The organism is Pantoea sp. X-Soil-MYKO-1289, assembly GCF_059730625.1.
In genome coordinates this window covers 2,018,110-2,033,571 of sequence record NZ_AP036004.1, presented here as the reverse complement: position 1 = coordinate 2,033,571, position 15,462 = coordinate 2,018,110, and the positions used below count along the sequence as shown (strand labels likewise).

The window sequence follows — 15,462 nt, the reverse complement described above, 5'->3', positions numbered from 1 at the left end:
GAGCACTATGGATATTCAGATAAACAATAAAACCGTTCAGGTCGATGCCGAAGGGGATACGCCGTTACTCTGGGTAATACGCGACGATCTGGGTATGACGGGAACGAAATATGGCTGCGGTCTGGCGCAGTGCGGCGCCTGTTCGGTGATGATCGACGGGCAGGTTGTGCGATCCTGCGTAACCCCGATCGATCAGGTCGCCGGAAAGCAGATCACCACCATTGAAGCGATCGAGAGCGACGACGTAGGCAAGCGCGTGGTGGCGGCCTGGGTGAAGCATCAGGTGCCGCAGTGCGGCTACTGCCAGTCGGGACAGGTGATGGCGGCAACCGCGCTGCTCAGGCAGAACGCCCATCCTTCAGACCAGGAGATCGCGGCGGCGATGGTGAATCTTTGCCGCTGCGGCACTTATAACGCCATTAGCGCGGCCATCCACGAGGTGGCGGGTCAGGGAGGCGATCGGTGAGAAAACAGCCCGCATCATCTGAATTTTCCCTCGGCGATGACCCCGCCAACCTGTCGCGCCGCCGCTTTTTGCTGGCGTCGGGCAGCGTAGCGGGGGCACTGGTGCTGGGCATCGGCCTGCCATTAGGCCAGCCGCGCGCCCAGGCTGCGCAGCAGAGCCTGCCGCCCGGCACGCGCGTGCCCGCCTTTCTTGAGATCCGTCCTGACAGCAGCGTGCGTTTTTTATCACCGTTTATCGAAGGCGGACAGGGGATCTTTACCGCCATGGCGCAGATCGTCGGCGAAGAGCTGGATGCCGATCCCGCCACCTTTGTCGTTGAGAACGCCCCGGCTGGCGACGAGTACAAGGTCATGGACAGCGGCATGCGCATCACCGGCGGCAGCCAGTCGGTGCGAACCAGCTACACCACCATGCGCCGTCTCGGCGCGCTGGCGCGCCATATGCTGCTGCAGGCGGCGGCAAGCGCGCTGGCGGTGCCGCTCGCCTCGCTGCGCACCGAGCCGGGGAAGGTGGTACACGACGCTTCAGGGCGGACGCTGACCTACGGCGAGCTGGCCAGCCGCGCGCGCGATCTGCCGGTTCCGCCTGCGGACGCGGTCAGCCTGAAAGATCCCTCGCAGTTCCGCTGGATCGGCAAGCCCGTCAAGCGCCTCGACGCCTGGGAGAAATCGACCGGGCAGGCGGTTTACACCATCGACTGCCGCGTCGACGATATGCTGCATGCGGCGGTGCAGCACGCGCCGCGTTTTGGCATGACGCCGGGCGCATGGCGCAACGAGTCGCAGGTCAGGGCGATGAAGGGCGTGCACTCGGTGCACCGGCTGCCGGACGCGGTGGCGGTGGTCGCCGAGCGTTGGTGGCAGGCGAAACGCGCGGTTGAGGCGCTCCAGGTAGAATGGCTGGCGCCTGACGACGCCGGGCTAATGCCGCCGGATTTCTCCTCTGACGATTTCGCCCGCACGCTGGCGGACGAACCGGGCGACGGCCAGGATGCAGAGGTCAAAGGCGACCTGGCCGCGGGCATGTCCGCCGCCAAAACCACGCTCAGCGCCACCTACCACAGCCAGTATCTAAATCATGCTCAGCTGGAGCCGCCTTCGGCGCTGGCGCGCTTTAACGACGACGGCACGCTGGAGCTGTGGATCCCTAACCAGGCGCCGGAGATGTTCCAGGGCGAGGTGGCGAAACGCACCGGGCTCGACGCCAGCAAAATCCTGATTCACTCCCCGTTGCTGGGCGGCTTTTTCGGGCGTCACTTTGTCTATGACGGGGCGATGGCCTGGCCGCAGGCGGTTGAGCTGGCGAAGGCGGTCGGCCGTCCAGTTAAGCTAATCTGGAGCCGCGAAGAGGAGTTTCTGCGCGACACCCATCGCCCGATGGCGGCGGTGCGCTTCCGCGCCGGACTTGATAACCAGGGCTATCCGCTGGCGCTGGAAGCGATCAGCATCTGCGAAGGCCCGACCGAAGGCATCTCCGGTAAACAGGGCGATAAGCTCGATCCCACCGCCACTGAGGGGTTGACCGGCAAATCCTATGACATTCCCCACCTGCGCATCGCGCAGATCTATAAAAAAGGGCCGGTAAAGCTGGGCTACTGGCGCTCGGTCGGCAACTCGATGAACGACTTTCTTTATGAAAGCTTTCTCGACGAGATCGCGGACCACGGCAGGCTCGATCCCTTTGAGCTGCGTCTGCGGCTGCTGAAGGGCAATGCGCGCCTGACGACGCTGCTGCACGCGGTGGCCGATCTCTCCGGCGGCTGGAAACCGGGCCCTTATACCGCCGAAGATGGCAGCCGGCGCGCCCGCGGCGTGGCGATGGCGTCGCCGTTCGGCACCGAGGCGGCGGCGATAGCGGAAGTTTCGATTGAGAATGGGCAGGTCAAAGTGCATCGAGTCTGGGAAGCGATCGATCCCGGCAGCATCGTTAATCCGGCCATCGTCGAGGCGCAGGTCAACGGCGCGGTCGCGCTGGGGCTGTCGCAGGTTCTGCTGGAAGAGGCGCTGTTTGAGAAGGGGCAGCCGGTGGCGCGTAATTTCGATCTCTATCCGATCCTGCCAGCGTCGCGCATGGCGCAGGTCGAGGTACGCATTATCGAGAGCGGCGCCAAAATGGGCGGCATCGGCGAACCACCGCTGCCCGCCGTGCCGCCCGCGGTGGCGAATGCGGTCTCCAGACTGACCGGTCAGCGTATTCGCTCTATGCCGCTTTCACGCTACAACTTTACCTGAGCCGCAGGTTCTTAAGGAAAACATCATGACCAGGAAAAGGCTCTGCCTGCTGCTGATTGCAGCGCTCACTATCGCAGCGGGCGCGCTGCTGTGGATGCTGCGTACGCCCGCGTCGCCTTTCGACAATGAAGCGAACGCCGGGACCGCCGCGCCGCCGGATCTTATCCAGCGCGGCGAATATGTCGCGCGTCTGAGCGACTGCGTCGCCTGCCACAGTACGCCGGAGAATGCGCCATTTTCCGGCGGTCTGGCGATGGCGACGCCGGTCGGGAAAATCTATACCACCAATATTACGCCCGACCGCGAGAGCGGTATTGGCCGCTATTCGCTGGCTGACTTCGATCGCGCGGTGCGTCAGGGCGTGGCGCAGGACGGACATCGGCTCTATCCGGCAATGCCATTTCCCTCTTATCAGAAGCTGAGCGATGAGGATATCCGCGCGCTCTATGCTTTTATGATGCACGGCGTGCAGCCCGCCTCGCGGCAAAATCAGCCCTCAGAGATCCCCTGGCCGCTCAACATGCGCTGGCCGCTGGCGCTGTGGCGCGCCGCGTTCGCCAGCGGCGAACCCTGGCAGACGGTGGCGAACCGCGACGCGCTCTGGAACCGCGGCGCCTACCTGGTGGAGGGGCCCGGCCACTGCGGCAGTTGCCATACGCCGCGCGGCCTGGCCTTCAACGAAAAAGCGCTGGATGCGCGCAGCCCGGACTATCTGGCGGGCGCGCTGCTTGACGGCTGGTATGCGCCCAGCCTGCGCGGCGACGCCAGCACCGGGATAAGCCGCTGGAGCGAAGAGGAGGTAGTAACTTTTCTGAAAACCGGACGCAACGCCCACGGCGTGGTGTTCGGCTCGATGACGGATGCGTTTAACAACTCTACCCAGTTTATGCGCGACGACGATCTGCGCGCCATCGCGCACTACCTCAAGTCGCTGCCGCCGGGCAGCAACGACAGCGGCAACGCCTGGCATTACGCGGCGAGAAGCGAACAGGGCGCGCGCCATCCAGGCGAGCAGACCTTTATCGCGCGCTGCAGCAGCTGCCATGGCGCCGACGGACGCGGACAGGCGCCGTGGATCCCGCCGCTGGCAGGCGCCACTTCGATGCAGGTCGATGCCTCTTCGGCGATCAATATCGTGCTGAACGGCTCCGCCCGCGTGGTTGCCGGCGGCGTGCCGGACGCCTATCGGATGCCGCCATACCGCAAACAGCTTTCCGATCGTGAGGTAGCAGATGTGCTCAACTATATTCGCTCATCCTGGGGTAACGGCGGGGCGCAGACAGAGGCGAAAGCGGTAGCGGAGATGCGTCAGCACACCGATCCCGCCAGCAGCAACCCGATCATTTTGCAGATGCGTTAAGCCATGCCGAGGGGCGCCGCCTGGTTTTAGCGCGGCCCCTCGGCCATTATTGAATTTAATTCACAATTACATCCCGTTTATCCAGGTTAATTCATGCCGGCAGTTTGGGTAGCATCTTACGGCATTGAAACTTATGGATTAACCGATGACAACTATGACAACTCACGCCTCGCGTCACCACGCTGTCTGGGGCGCTATTTTCTCTATGGCGCTTGGCGTCGTGGTGCTGATCGCCTCGGAATTTATGCCCGTTAGTCTGTTGACGCCGGTGGCGCAGGATCTGGGCATTAGCCAGGGACAGGCGGGCCAGGCGATCTCCGTCAGCGGTTTTTTCGCGGTGCTGACCAGCCTGCTTAATACGCCGTTAACCGGTCGTTTCGACCGTAAAAAAGTGCTGATCGCCTTTACGCTTTTACTGACAATTTCCGGCCTGACTGTCACATTCGCGCCAGACGGACTAGTTTTTATTGTCGGACGCGCGCTGCTCGGCGTGGCGATCGGCGGATTCTGGTCGATGTCGACGGCGACCATTATGCGCCTCGCGCCGCCGCATGCGGTGGCGAAAGGGCTGGCGCTGATTAACGGTGGCAATGCGCTGGCGGCCACCGTCGCCGCGCCGCTGGGGAGTTTTCTCGGCCAGTATATCGGCTGGCGCGGGGCGTTTTTTATCGTCGTGCCGCTGGCCGTCGGCGCCTTTATCTGGCAGTGGCGCGCGATTCCGTCGCTGCCTGCGCAGGGCGATAACCACAGCGCGAACCCGCTGCGCCTGCTTGGCTTGCCGCACGTCGCGGCGGGAATGGCCGCGCTGCTGACGCTGTTTATGGGGCAGTTTGCGATCTTCACCTATCTACGCCCGTTTATGGAGTCGGTTACAGGAGCCAGCGTCAGCGAGCTTTCGTTTGTTTTGCTGCTGTTGGGCGCAGCGGGACTGCTGGGAACCTGGTCGGTCGGCCTGCTGCTGCAGCGACATCTGTTTCGCTGGCTGATCCTGATCCCGCTGGCGATGGCAGCGCTGGCTGCGCTGCTGATCTGGCAGGGACATTCGCTGCTGATAACGGGCGTGCTGTTAGCCGCGTGGGGCCTGATCGCCACGCCTGCGCCGGTCGCATGGGGGCTATGGCTGAGCCGCGCGCTGCCGGAAAACGCGGAGGCGGGCGGCGGCCTGATGGTAGCCGTGATCCAGCTGGCGATCACCCTGGGCGCGGCGCTGGGCGGCGAACTGTTTGACGCGGCAGGTTGGTGGAGCCCCTTCGCCTTTGGCCTGGCGCTGCTAATTATCTCGGCTATCTTTTCCGTGCTGGCGAGCCGCCGCGATCGTTACCGACATGCCGTACGCTAAGGCGGGCATTGTCGACTTAATTACCGCCAGGGCAAGCGCCCTGGCTTAACCGTTGCCGGAGGCACCAGGTCATGCACAACCTTGATATGCAGGTATTACAGGCAGGATTGCAGTGGGTTGACGCGCATGAGGTATGGCTCTGCACGGTGCTCTCTACCTACGGATCCTCGCCGCGCCCGCCCGGCGCGATGATGATTATCCGCAAAGAGGGGCATCACTGCGGGTCGCTTTCAGGCGGCTGCATTGAAGAGAGTTTTATCGAACGCATCGATCGCAACGCCTTCCCGGCCGCCAGCCAAATCGTGCGCTACGGCGAGGGCGGATTTGAGCCGGACAGGGCGCTGCCGTGTGGCGGTGTGCTCGATATTCTGGTGGAAAAACTGTCGCCCGGCGCTGAGAGCCGCGCCTATTTGCAGAAAATGCACGATGCGCTGGTCGCCGCCACGGCGGTGAAAAAGAAAATTATTCTGCCGCATCCCTGCCATGCGCTGGAGCCGGCCGCCTATACCAACAGCACGCTGACGTACCGCGACGGTGCCGCCATTACCCTGACGCTCTCCACCGCGCCCAGGCTGGTGATCGGCGGACTTTCCAGCGTCGCGGTGTTCTGCGCCAACTTTGCCGTCGCGCTCGGCTTCGAAACCATCGTGTGCGAACACCGGGACGAGGCGCTGGCGAATATGGCCGCCTTGCTGGACGCGAACGTCAGGCTGATTAAGCAGTTTCCCGCCGTTTACCTGGAGCGAGAAGGTTGCCATGCCGGGACAGCGATCCTGTCGTTGACCCACGATCCGCGCATTGACGATCTCACCATGATGGAAGCGGTCAATCTGCCGGCGTTCTATATCGGCGCGATGGGATCGAAAAAGAACAGCCTGAGAAGAAAAGCGCGGCTGGGAGAGTATGGCGATTTGCTGCCTGAGCAGATTAGCCGCATTCACGCCCCAGTCGGGCTCGATATCGGCAGTAAAACGCCGTCGGAGATCGCGCTGTCGGTGATGGCGGATATCGTGCGCTACAAAAACGGCTGCGTAGCGGCGGTTGAGCCGACTCAGGCAGAGCCGTGGGAGCAGGGAAGTTTGATATGAGAATCGCCATTCTGGTGATGGCGGCCGGCTTCAGCCGCCGCTTTAAAGCGAGCGGCGGAGAGCATAAGCTGCTCGCCTCGCTGAACGGCAAGCCGGTTTTGCAGCACACGCTGGATCATGCTGTCGCCACAGGGCTTGACGTTTTCGCGGTGACGCGGCCGGAAGACAGGACAATTCATGCGCTGATCCCCGCGGGTCGCGCCGTTATCTGCCGCAGCGCGGGCATCGGCGACTCTATCGCCGCGGGCGTGAAAGCCACCGCGGAGTACGACGGCTGGCTGATTACGCTGGGCGATATGCCGTTTCTGACCGTGGAAAGCGTGCTGGCCGTGGCGGATGCGCTGCATCGCGCGCCGCTGGTTCGGGCAGAAGTCGAAGGCGTAGCTGGGCATCCAGTGGGATTTCAGCGCGCGTTCTTTTCCGCGCTCGCCAGTCTGAGCGGAGACAGCGGCGCACGCGCGGTGCTTAACAGCGCGCCGTGTCAGGCGGTAGCGTTGGCGGATAAGGGGTGCGTGCTGGATATTGATACCCGTTCAGATCTTCAGCGCGGCTTCGGGCTGTAACGCCTCAGCCGGAGAGGTTTCCGGCTGAGAAGGGGGTTAAATACTCAGGCCGCCCGCAATATCAATAACGCCGCCGGTGATATAGCCGCCTTGCGGGCCCGCCAGGAAGGTGACCATAGCGGCGACCTCTTCCAGCGTGGCGATACGGCGAATAGGATGGAGATCCATCAGCGATTCCGGCACCGTTTCCCCAAGCGCCTCACGCGACATTTCCGTCGGCATCACGCCGGGCTGAATAACGTTGACCGTAATGTTTTTTGCGCCAAGATCCCGCGCCACGCCTTTTGCATAGCCCACAATAGCCGCTTTGGTACCGGCATAGTCGGCGACGCCAGCAAAGGGAACATGGCCGCCCAGCAGCGAGCCGATAAAGATAATCCGGCCTTCCGGCGACAGTACCTGCGCAGCGGCGCGGGTCACGGCGACAGGCCCCATGACGTTAGTACGCCATTGCCGATCGAGATTTTCGGTATCAAGCTCCGGATCGTCCACCGTTTTACCCTGAACCGCGATAGCCGCGTTATTCACCAGAATATCGAGCCGGCCGAGCTGAGCAAGCACCTCGTTGATCAGCGGTTGAGCGGCGCCCGTGTCGGCCTGATCGCTCTGAATAGCGACGGCGCGTACTCCTTTAGCCCGCAATTTTTCCACCACGGCCTCTGCTTTTGCGCTGGACGCCACGTAGGTAATCGCCACATCCGCACCCTGATCGGCCAGTTGCCCGGCAATTTCCGCGCCCAGACCGCGCGATCCGCCGGTCACCAGCGCCACTTTACCCGTTAACGATTGCTGCATGACAACACTCCTTCCGTAAATAAGTTGCCCGGTTAGGGGGAGTTTGATATTCCATAACGACCATTACGTAATGAACGTTATGTAATTAGACTTATGCCGTCAAGAGATTTAATATCGACCGTTATGAAATTTTGAGGTCAGGTAATGGGACGTAATCGCGAATTCGATGTAGAGCAGGCGCTGGATGCAGCGCTGGGCGTGTTCTGGAGCAAAGGGTATGAGGGCACGTCCTACTCAGATTTAACCAAAGCAACCGGCGTGGAGCGTCCGGCGCTGTATTCCGCCTTCGGTAATAAAGAGGCGCTGTTTCTACGCGCGCTGGATCGCTATTACGCTCATTATCTCGATTTCTTGCCCGCCGCGCTGGCGCAGCCATCCGCGAAAGCCGCAGCAGCCTACGTGCTGCGCGCCGCAGCGGATTTGCATACCCGATATCCTGAACACACCGGTTGCCTGGGCATCAACGGCGCGCTGGCTTGTTCCGACGATGCGCAGTCGATACAGAAGGCGCTGATTGCCGCGCGTGAAGAGGGAGAGACGAAACTGCGCGAACGGTTCGAGCGGGCGAAACAGGAAGGCGATTTGCCGCCGGACGCAGACAGCGCGGCGTTAGCTGCCTATGTGTGCGCCGTACTGCACGGCATGGCTATTCAGGCCAAAGCGGGATTCGGCCGCGACAAGCTTGAAGGGATCATTAATCAGGTGTTGGCTGGCTGGCCAGCGTAACGAAAAAGGAAGCGTAACCCGGATAAGGCAAAATCAGGCTGAAACGCGGGATTATCACCAGATCAATCCAGGTGCACATAATGTATATTATGTTAAATACGATATCACTGATGGTCAGGACGCTGTTTCTCTCTTCCCTCTTCTTTTCTCATCACCTAAACGCCGCCATCTGCCACAGCGCCGTTCGTCATGTCGGCTATCGGACTTAAAAGCGCCGAACGCTGTCGGCGCGTTAACCCGCGTTGCGCCCATCTACGGACGACCGTAATAGCCATCCCAGTATGTCGCGGTGGCGCTCTCCAGCATAATCTGACTCTGCTTCACTGGCCGGTCCGCACTATACGCCTGTGACCCGAAAAAGCTTCGCTGAGCGTCAGCGCTAAATGCTCCCTTTTCGCATTCGTTAAACCTTTTTACCCGCTGTTCCGCCTGCTTCTGCGTCAGGCCATTCGCACGGTCTGCCTTGCCCAGTTCATAGAACGGTTTCAGAAAGGTTTTCATCCAGCGGATATTATCCGCCCTGAATAAAACCCGATGTTAAAAACTGATTTCTTTAAGCCGCAGACAGCGGTATCCGTTTGCCTTCGCAACCGAGCCTGAATGCGGCTTTTTACCCGTTTAGCATTCAGGGCTTCAGAATTACTTTGGTCCAGCCCTCGTCGCGCGCGTCAAAGTGCTTATAACCCTCTGGAGCTTCTGACAGCTGTAGCCGGTGCGAAATAATCTGCGCCGGATTCGCCTTGCCCTGATGGATAAGCCTGGCGAGCTGACGGTTATAAGCCTTCACGTTGCACTGGCCGGTTTTAATCGACTGACCTTTAAACCAGAAGTTGCCAAAATCGAAAGGCATCTTGCCCTGTTTGGCCAGTTCAGTCGCCGCGCCGGGATCCTGCGGCACAAACACACCTACCGCGCCAATGCCGCCCGTCGCTTTGGTTGACGCCACCAGGCTATTCATCGTGGCGGAGTTATCCTCGTGACCATGTTTATTGCAGCACTGGTAGCCAACGCATTCACAGCCGCAGTCCGTGCCGCGCCCATCGGTTAACTCGAGAATTTTATTCACCGCATCGTCGCCCACGCCATTAATGGCAACCGCGCCGATTTTTTCCGCCAACGCCAGCCGATCGGGATGGGTATCCACGACAAACACTTGGGATGCGCCCTTGATAATGGCGGAATGCGCAGCCATTAAGCCCACCGGTCCTGCGCCATAAATGGCGACGCTTTCTCCGGGCCGCAATCCCGCCAGTTCAGTGGCGTGCCAGCCGGTCGGGAAGATGTCGGAGAGGAAGACGTAATCTTCTTCTTTTTCAACCGCATCCGGCGGCAAGACCAGACAGTTAAAATCGGCATAAGGAACGCGCAGTAGTTCCGCCTGTCCGCCATCCCACTCTCCCATCTCGGCAAAGCCGTAAGCGGCGCCAGCCGTTCCCGGGTTAGCCGTCAGGCAATAGCCGGTTAACCCTTTTTCGCAGTTTTCACAGAATCCGCAGCCAACATTGAACGGCAGGCAGACATAATCCCCCACTTTTATCCGCTCTACGGCGCCGCCGACTTCAATAACCTGCCCCATATTTTCATGACCGAATATGCGCCCCTGCTCAAAGCTGGTGCGACCTTCATACATATGCAGGTCAGAACCGCAGATGTTCGTGGTAGTGATGCGAACCAGCACATCGGTTGGACGAACAATCTTCGCGTCCGGAACATCTTTTACTGACACATCGAAAGGCCCGTTGTAAACGACCGCTTTCATAATGCTCTCCTCTTATGAGTGATCAGTTTAATGGCGGCGATCGCGACCTGCTGCTGTCGCCGCCCTTATTGATGCCGTCTCGTCAATCAAATATTTTGATTGATTTTTAAGTGTAGAACATCTTTTCGGCCAGGTTCACATCAATGCATTCGCTTCACAAAAGAAATTAACGGCTGCGTTTAGCCAAAATTTTTGAACGAAGCGGCGGGCGGTTAATCGATGCTGACAATGGCGACCCAGTTTGCACCTTTGCCGACCGGCGCTTCGGCGACCCTTTGCAGCTTACCGCTCTCTTTGGCAATGGCGTAGCTGCCAATGACCGCGCTCTTTTCGCCGCTGGCGATCAGCCAGCGCCCGTCAGGCGTAATCGCTATGCCGCGCGGCTGCTTTTCAACCGGCCAGCTGCCGATCAGTTGCAGCTTTCCATCCTGCTGGCTGATGCGATAGCCCGTTACCGTGCTGCTGGTACGCTCTGTGACGTAGAGAAAGCGCCCGTCAGGCGTAATTTTGATATCGGCCGCCCAGATGCGCGGCGTGGCATCGCTGTAGCTGGCAGTGCGCTCCACGCCGTGCTGCAGCTGATATTTCTGCGCGACCGCGCTGGGATAGTCAGCGACCTTTACCAGCGTGCCATCCGGCTGCCGCGCGAACTGCACGATGGCGCCGCTCATCTCGCCAACGTTATAAAGGAAGCGGTTATCTGGCGACAGCGTCGAGTGCCGCGGTCCGCTTTTCTCCGCCGTGGCAACGAAACCCTTACCCAGCGGCGTCAGCTGGCCATCCTGGTGCAGCGCCAGCTGCAGCACGCGATCGGTGCCCAGCACGCCAACGTAGGCGGAGCGATCCGTCGCATCAACAATCACCGAATGCGCAGCGTGACCGGCCTGTACCTCTGACACCAAAGGCGTTACCACCTTCCCGCCTGCGCCGAGGCGATACACATGCACCAGGCCGCTATCATAGGAAGCCGCCAGCAAAAAGCGCCCTTGCCTGTCCAGGCTGATATAGGGGTAGCTTGCGGCCGCCGCGCTCGCTGACGCCGGCGTCAGCGCCCCGCTCTTGCCGTTGATGGACCAGCTGACCAGCCGCATCGGCTGGCTGCGCACGGCGGCGTAAAGCGTCTGTTTATCCGGGCTTATCGCCATCGGCATCACCTTGCCCTCCGCCGGGGTGTCGCCAAGGCGCTTTAGCGCGCCGGTCCGATCGTTTAAGGCGTAACGCGCGATGTTGCCATCCGTCGCCGCCGAAACGTAGACAAAGGTCTGCGCCAGCAGAGGACCGCTAAAGGCCATGCCCAGCAGGAGAATCGACCGGCGCAGCGCCAGAGTGTTATTCATTTGTCACCTCAGTAGGTTGAGAGTTGCCGCTTCAGGTATACGCAGCCGGACGCGGCGTGGTTATGTGTAGCTGCCTGAGGCCTGTTGTGGGGTTGCCCAAAACGCCAGCGCATTCATATTGTTACATAGTTGTTATGTTTTGCCATTTATGCAGAAATGTGTGCTGGCTCACTGCCGGTTCGTCCGCTAATCCTCTGAAGAACCTCAGGTTGCCGCGAATGACCAATGCGGTTAAATCTGGCCCTGCCTGAACCTGCTACTCTTAGCCTCCACATCTGGAGGATCCATGAATTCACTAATTGATATTTTTACCAGTCATAAAAGCGAACGCAGTTTTACCGAGCAGCCGATTGACGACGCGATTCTGGATCGCATTATCAGCACTGCCTACCGCGCGCCGACCTCGGTCAACTCGCAGAAGGTTTCTGTGGTGGTGACCCGCGATGCGGCGAAGCGTAAGGCGATCTCCCAAATCGCTGGCGGCCAGCCGTGGATCGCCAAAGCGCCGGTGTTTCTGACCTTCGTGCTGGATATGCATAAATCGCGCGTGGCAATCGAGGCGATCGGCCGCGAGCAGGTCGCGCAGCAGAGTATCGAGAGCATCGTTTCCGGCGCCACCGATGTGGGCATCGCGCTGGGCTCGGTGATGGCCGCCGCGCGCGCGGAAGGTCTGGGCATCGTGCCGATCGGCGGTATCCGCCGCGATCCCGACGCGCTGATTAGCCTGCTGGAACTGCCGGAATATACCTTCCCGGTCGCAGGCGTAGTGATTGGCTATGTCGATGAGCCGTCGCACCAGAAACCGCGCCTGCCGCTGGAAACCTTCCGCCATGAAGAGGCCTACCGCACCGCCGGGCTGGAGGAGAAGATCGCCGCCTACAATCAGGAGATGGTGCAGCACTGGCAGAACATCGGCCGTTCCGACGGCGAAAGCTGGAGCGAAAGCGTCAGCGGCTATTATCAGAACATCTACTTCCCGCACGTGCTGGGCGCGCTGAAAAAACAGGGCTTCGGCAACGACAAGTAACACCCGCCGCGCTCAGGCAGTTAAAAAAAAGCGCCCAATCGGGCGCTTTCTCTTTTTCTGCGCAACGCGCCGGGACGCCGTTATTTCAGACGGAACGCCACCACGCTGTCGCCGCTTTTGGTGCCGAGCGATCCGTGACCGCCAGCGGCAATCACCACATACTGCTTGCCATCTTTACCCATAAAGGTTGACGGCGTGGCCTGCGCGCCCGCGCTCAGCTCGGTCTGCCACAGCAGCGCGCCGGTGGTGCTGTCATAGGCGCGGAAGAAGTTATCCGCCGTCGCGCCGTGGAACACCACGTCGCCAGCCGTCACCAGCGGGCCGCCGTGCGCCACCATTCCCATCGGGAAGCCAATCGGGAAACGCCCCGGCAGGAATGAGGTATTGAGGTTTTTGGTGGTGCCGATGCGGCGCAGCCATTCGGTCTTGCCGGTTTTCAAATCGACGCCCACCATACGGCCCCACGGCGGCGCGATACAGGGTATGCCCAGCTCTGACGCGAACTGCTGAATATGGATAGCGTAATCGCCGTGGAAGTTTTCATTCCAGTATGGCGAGCCATCTTTGGTGAACAGGCGCTCGGTCGCGGTGGCGGGCGAGCGCTTGATCAGGTTGTACTTATAGGCCAGACGCACCGGCGCGGCGATCAGCAGCTGACGTTCCGGATCAACCGCCACCGACCCCCAGTTGAATACGCCGATATTGCCCGGAAAAATCAGCGAGCCCTTCTCGGTCGCCGGCGTCCACGGGTTGCCGTCATAGCGCAGCTCGCGGAACCCCATGCGGCAGCTCATCTGGTCGAACGGCGTAATACCCCACATCGCTTTCTCCGTCAGCGGCTGCGGAATAAAATTCAGGCTGGAGACCGGCTGCGTAGCGGCGAACTTCTCGCCCTCGACGCCGCCCTCGGTCGAAACCTTCACCTGATTAACCGGATAGATCGGCTGACCGGTCAGGCGATTGAGCACGAACAGGTTGCCGGTTTTGGTCGGCAGGATGACCGCCGGCTGCTGGCTGCCCTGATAGTCGATATCCACCAGCGACGGCTGAGACGGGTTATCGCGGTCCCAGAGATCGTGGTTGGCGCTCTGATAACGCCATTTAAAGGCGCCGGTTTTCAGATCGAGCGCCACCAGCGCATCGCGGAATTTCTCCGTGTTGCTGTTGGGATCGCGCTCGATGCCCACTTCATCCGGCGAGGCGTTGCCGAACGGCACATAGACCAGGCCGTTTTTCAGGTCGGCGCTCAGCGTCGCCCAGGCCACCGGGGTGTCCTGCGGATAGGTCGCCTCCGCCGCAATCGGCTGGGTCGCCTCCGGCTGAGCCGGATCGAAGTTCCACACCAGACGGCCGGTAACGGCGTCGTAAGCGCGGATAACGCCGGACGGGTTGCCGCGGTTAAAGCCGTTGTCCATTACCGAACCGCCGACAATCACCAGATTACCCGCCACCAGCGGCGCAGAGGTTTGCATCAGCGCATGCGGACGCACCTCGCCCATATTGGCGTGCAGATCGACGACGCCGTTCTGACCGAAATCGGCGCACGGCTTGCCGCTGTCGGCATCCAGCGCCACCAGCTTCGCATCGGTGGTCGCGTTGTAGATACGCTTGCGGCAGATCGCAGGCTGCGCAGCGCTGCTGTCAGCCGCCGGATTGCCAGCGTCGTAGAAGCTGACGCCGCGGCAGGTCTGGTGCTGCTGCATATAGGAGCGATCCTGCGGCGGCGCATATTTCCATTTCACCGCGCCGGTTTCCGGATCGAGCGCGTGCACCTCGTTATGCGGCGTACAGAAGTAGAGCATGCCGTTCGCCTTCAGCGGCGTCGCTTCAAAGGTGTATTCGGTCGCGTCGTCGCTCTGACGCAGATCGCCGGTGTGGTAGGTCCAGGCGACCTCAAGATCTTTCACGTTATCTTTGGTGATCTGATTCAGCGAAGAGAAGCGCAGCGCATTGGTGGAGCCGCCGTAGGCTGTCCAGTCGTTGCCCGCGCCGGTCGAGGCGGACGGCGTGCGCGCATTGGTGATGGTGCCCTGCTGCGGCAGCGGATCGTAAAAGCAGAGGCCGATCACCAGGGCGATCATCACCACCACCGTGGTGCCGAGGAAAGGATGGAACGTGCGCTGGGTCAGCGGACGCACCACCCAGGGCAGCGCCAGCCAGACACCGAACAGACCAAACAGGTCGCCGCGCGGGATCCACTGCCACTTATCAAAGCCCACTTCCCAGATCGTCCAGAACAGGGTGATCCACATCAGCAGCGCGTAAAGCGACAGCGCGCTGCGTTTATTCAGAAACAGCAGTATCGCGGTAAGCAGTAAGCCTGCGGCCATCAGCGCATAGAACGCGCTGCCCCCCAGCAGCAATAGTTTCCCGCCCATATACAGCATCGCCACGGCGACAATCGCCATCACGATACTGGTTAGCTTGTTAACCATGATCCATCTTTTCCTCATTCAAGGGACGAAATAAAATAAATACACATAACTTCAACGTTATTTTAACTTAGGTAACTTTTTGTTAAAAACACAATATGTTGGGAGTCTTTAGCCTGGCTAACGGATTCACGGCAGCTAAAAAGGGAGCCGGCTCGCTGTGCAGTGGCGCTGCCGGGTGTAACCTGGCGCGATGGTACGATATAGCTAATAGGTTACCTGGCTTTACCGCATCTTTTGTTCAAGCAGCCAGCAAATAACACACACAAATTTAACGTATCGGCGCCCTATAAGGCTGACGTCTTCCCTGCTGTTGCCGTCGACGCCGCTTTACTGCAC

Annotated in this window: 13 protein-coding genes; 8 read left to right on the top strand and 5 right to left on the bottom strand. The window is 60.5% G+C overall.

All coding sequences use genetic code 11. The features are described from left to right. The first annotated feature begins 7 nt into the window (after positions 1–7). From AC6I7Z_RS09840 to AC6I7Z_RS09815, 6 genes are all read left to right on the top strand, one after another. Positions 8–466 (top strand): (2Fe-2S)-binding protein, encoded by a 459-nt coding sequence (locus tag AC6I7Z_RS09840; RefSeq protein WP_497814064.1) that lies wholly within the window; start codon positions 8–10, stop codon positions 464–466. Then, positions 463–2,697 carry a xanthine dehydrogenase family protein molybdopterin-binding subunit gene (locus tag AC6I7Z_RS09835; protein WP_497814063.1) on the top strand — a complete coding sequence of 745 codons (2,235 nt, stop codon included), beginning with the start codon at positions 463–465 and terminating at the stop codon, positions 2,695–2,697. Before AC6I7Z_RS09840 ends, AC6I7Z_RS09835 begins: the two co-directional genes overlap by 4 nt. A 25-nt stretch (positions 2,698–2,722) precedes the next feature. Then, a complete protein-coding gene (locus tag AC6I7Z_RS09830) occupies positions 2,723–4,057 on the top strand; it encodes a c-type cytochrome (protein ID WP_497814062.1) in 1,335 nt (444 codons plus the stop codon). 145 nt (positions 4,058–4,202) lie between these two features. Next, positions 4,203–5,396 carry an MFS transporter gene (locus tag AC6I7Z_RS09825; RefSeq protein ID WP_497814061.1) on the top strand — a complete coding sequence of 398 codons (1,194 nt, stop codon included), beginning with the start codon at positions 4,203–4,205 and terminating at the stop codon, positions 5,394–5,396. A 71-nt stretch (positions 5,397–5,467) separates the two neighbouring features. Further along, a complete protein-coding gene (locus tag AC6I7Z_RS09820; RefSeq protein ID WP_497814060.1) occupies positions 5,468–6,484 on the top strand; it encodes an XdhC family protein in 1,017 nt (338 codons plus the stop codon). Further along, on the top strand, positions 6,481–7,047 hold the full coding sequence (locus tag AC6I7Z_RS09815) for a nucleotidyltransferase family protein (RefSeq protein WP_497814059.1): 567 nt from the start codon (positions 6,481–6,483) through the stop codon (positions 7,045–7,047). Before AC6I7Z_RS09820 ends, AC6I7Z_RS09815 begins: the two co-directional genes overlap by 4 nt. Positions 7,048–7,083: 36 nt before the next feature. On the opposite strand, the gene AC6I7Z_RS09810 is transcribed toward AC6I7Z_RS09815, so the two are convergent. Continuing rightward, on the bottom strand, positions 7,084–7,842 hold the full coding sequence (locus tag AC6I7Z_RS09810; protein WP_497814058.1) for an SDR family NAD(P)-dependent oxidoreductase: 759 nt from the start codon (positions 7,840–7,842) through the stop codon (positions 7,084–7,086). A 144-nt stretch (positions 7,843–7,986) separates the two neighbouring features. On the opposite strand from AC6I7Z_RS09810, the gene AC6I7Z_RS09805 reads away from it, so the two are divergent. After that, positions 7,987–8,568, top strand: coding sequence for a TetR/AcrR family transcriptional regulator (locus AC6I7Z_RS09805; protein ID WP_497814057.1), 582 nt, complete (start codon positions 7,987–7,989; stop codon positions 8,566–8,568). A gap of 252 nt (positions 8,569–8,820) precedes the next feature. Here the strand turns inward: AC6I7Z_RS09805 and AC6I7Z_RS09800 are convergent, their stop codons facing one another. The 3 genes from AC6I7Z_RS09800 to AC6I7Z_RS09790 all read right to left on the bottom strand — a co-directional run bounded on the left by AC6I7Z_RS09800 (position 8,821) and on the right by AC6I7Z_RS09790 (position 11,664). Next, positions 8,821–9,078, bottom strand: a complete 258-nt coding sequence (locus AC6I7Z_RS09800) for an Exc2 family lipoprotein (RefSeq protein WP_497815423.1) — start codon at positions 9,076–9,078, stop codon at positions 8,821–8,823. A gap of 115 nt (positions 9,079–9,193) precedes the next feature. Next, positions 9,194–10,327, bottom strand: coding sequence for a glutathione-independent formaldehyde dehydrogenase (locus tag AC6I7Z_RS09795; protein WP_497814056.1), 1,134 nt, complete (start codon positions 10,325–10,327; stop codon positions 9,194–9,196). Positions 10,328–10,539: 212 nt separating this feature from the next. Next, a complete protein-coding gene (locus AC6I7Z_RS09790) occupies positions 10,540–11,664 on the bottom strand; it encodes a lactonase family protein (protein WP_497814055.1) in 1,125 nt (374 codons plus the stop codon). Between the two features lie 286 nt (positions 11,665–11,950). On the opposite strand from AC6I7Z_RS09790, the gene AC6I7Z_RS09785 reads away from it, so the two are divergent. Further along, the gene (locus AC6I7Z_RS09785) at positions 11,951–12,691 is read left to right on the top strand and encodes an NADPH-dependent oxidoreductase (protein ID WP_497814054.1); all 741 of its coding nucleotides are present in this window, start codon (positions 11,951–11,953) and stop codon (positions 12,689–12,691) included. Positions 12,692–12,771: 80 nt separating this feature from the next. On the opposite strand, the gene AC6I7Z_RS09780 is transcribed toward AC6I7Z_RS09785, so the two are convergent. Then, on the bottom strand, positions 12,772–15,126 hold the full coding sequence (locus AC6I7Z_RS09780) for a membrane-bound PQQ-dependent dehydrogenase, glucose/quinate/shikimate family (RefSeq protein ID WP_497814053.1): 2,355 nt from the start codon (positions 15,124–15,126) through the stop codon (positions 12,772–12,774). Positions 15,127–15,462: the final 336 nt, after the last annotated feature.

Excerpts from the sequence above, each read along its gene's own strand:
- AC6I7Z_RS09840 (WP_497814064.1), top strand. The coding sequence starts at position 8 with ATGGATATTCAGATAAACAATAAAACCGTTCAGGTCGATGCCGAAGGG.
- AC6I7Z_RS09830 (WP_497814062.1), top strand. The coding sequence starts at position 2,723 with ATGACCAGGAAAAGGCTCTGCCTGCTGCTGATTGCAGCGCTCACTATC.
- AC6I7Z_RS09825 (WP_497814061.1), top strand. The coding sequence starts at position 4,203 with ATGACAACTATGACAACTCACGCCTCGCGTCACCACGCTGTCTGGGGC.
- AC6I7Z_RS09820 (WP_497814060.1), top strand. The coding sequence starts at position 5,468 with ATGCACAACCTTGATATGCAGGTATTACAGGCAGGATTGCAGTGGGTT.
- AC6I7Z_RS09815 (WP_497814059.1), top strand. The coding sequence starts at position 6,481 with ATGAGAATCGCCATTCTGGTGATGGCGGCCGGCTTCAGCCGCCGCTTT.
- AC6I7Z_RS09810 (WP_497814058.1), bottom strand. The coding sequence starts at position 7,842 with ATGCAGCAATCGTTAACGGGTAAAGTGGCGCTGGTGACCGGCGGATCG.
- AC6I7Z_RS09805 (WP_497814057.1), top strand. The coding sequence starts at position 7,987 with ATGGGACGTAATCGCGAATTCGATGTAGAGCAGGCGCTGGATGCAGCG.
- AC6I7Z_RS09795 (WP_497814056.1), bottom strand. The coding sequence starts at position 10,327 with ATGAAAGCGGTCGTTTACAACGGGCCTTTCGATGTGTCAGTAAAAGAT.
- AC6I7Z_RS09790 (WP_497814055.1), bottom strand. The coding sequence starts at position 11,664 with ATGAATAACACTCTGGCGCTGCGCCGGTCGATTCTCCTGCTGGGCATG.
- AC6I7Z_RS09785 (WP_497814054.1), top strand. The coding sequence starts at position 11,951 with ATGAATTCACTAATTGATATTTTTACCAGTCATAAAAGCGAACGCAGT.
- AC6I7Z_RS09780 (WP_497814053.1), bottom strand. The coding sequence starts at position 15,126 with ATGGTTAACAAGCTAACCAGTATCGTGATGGCGATTGTCGCCGTGGCG.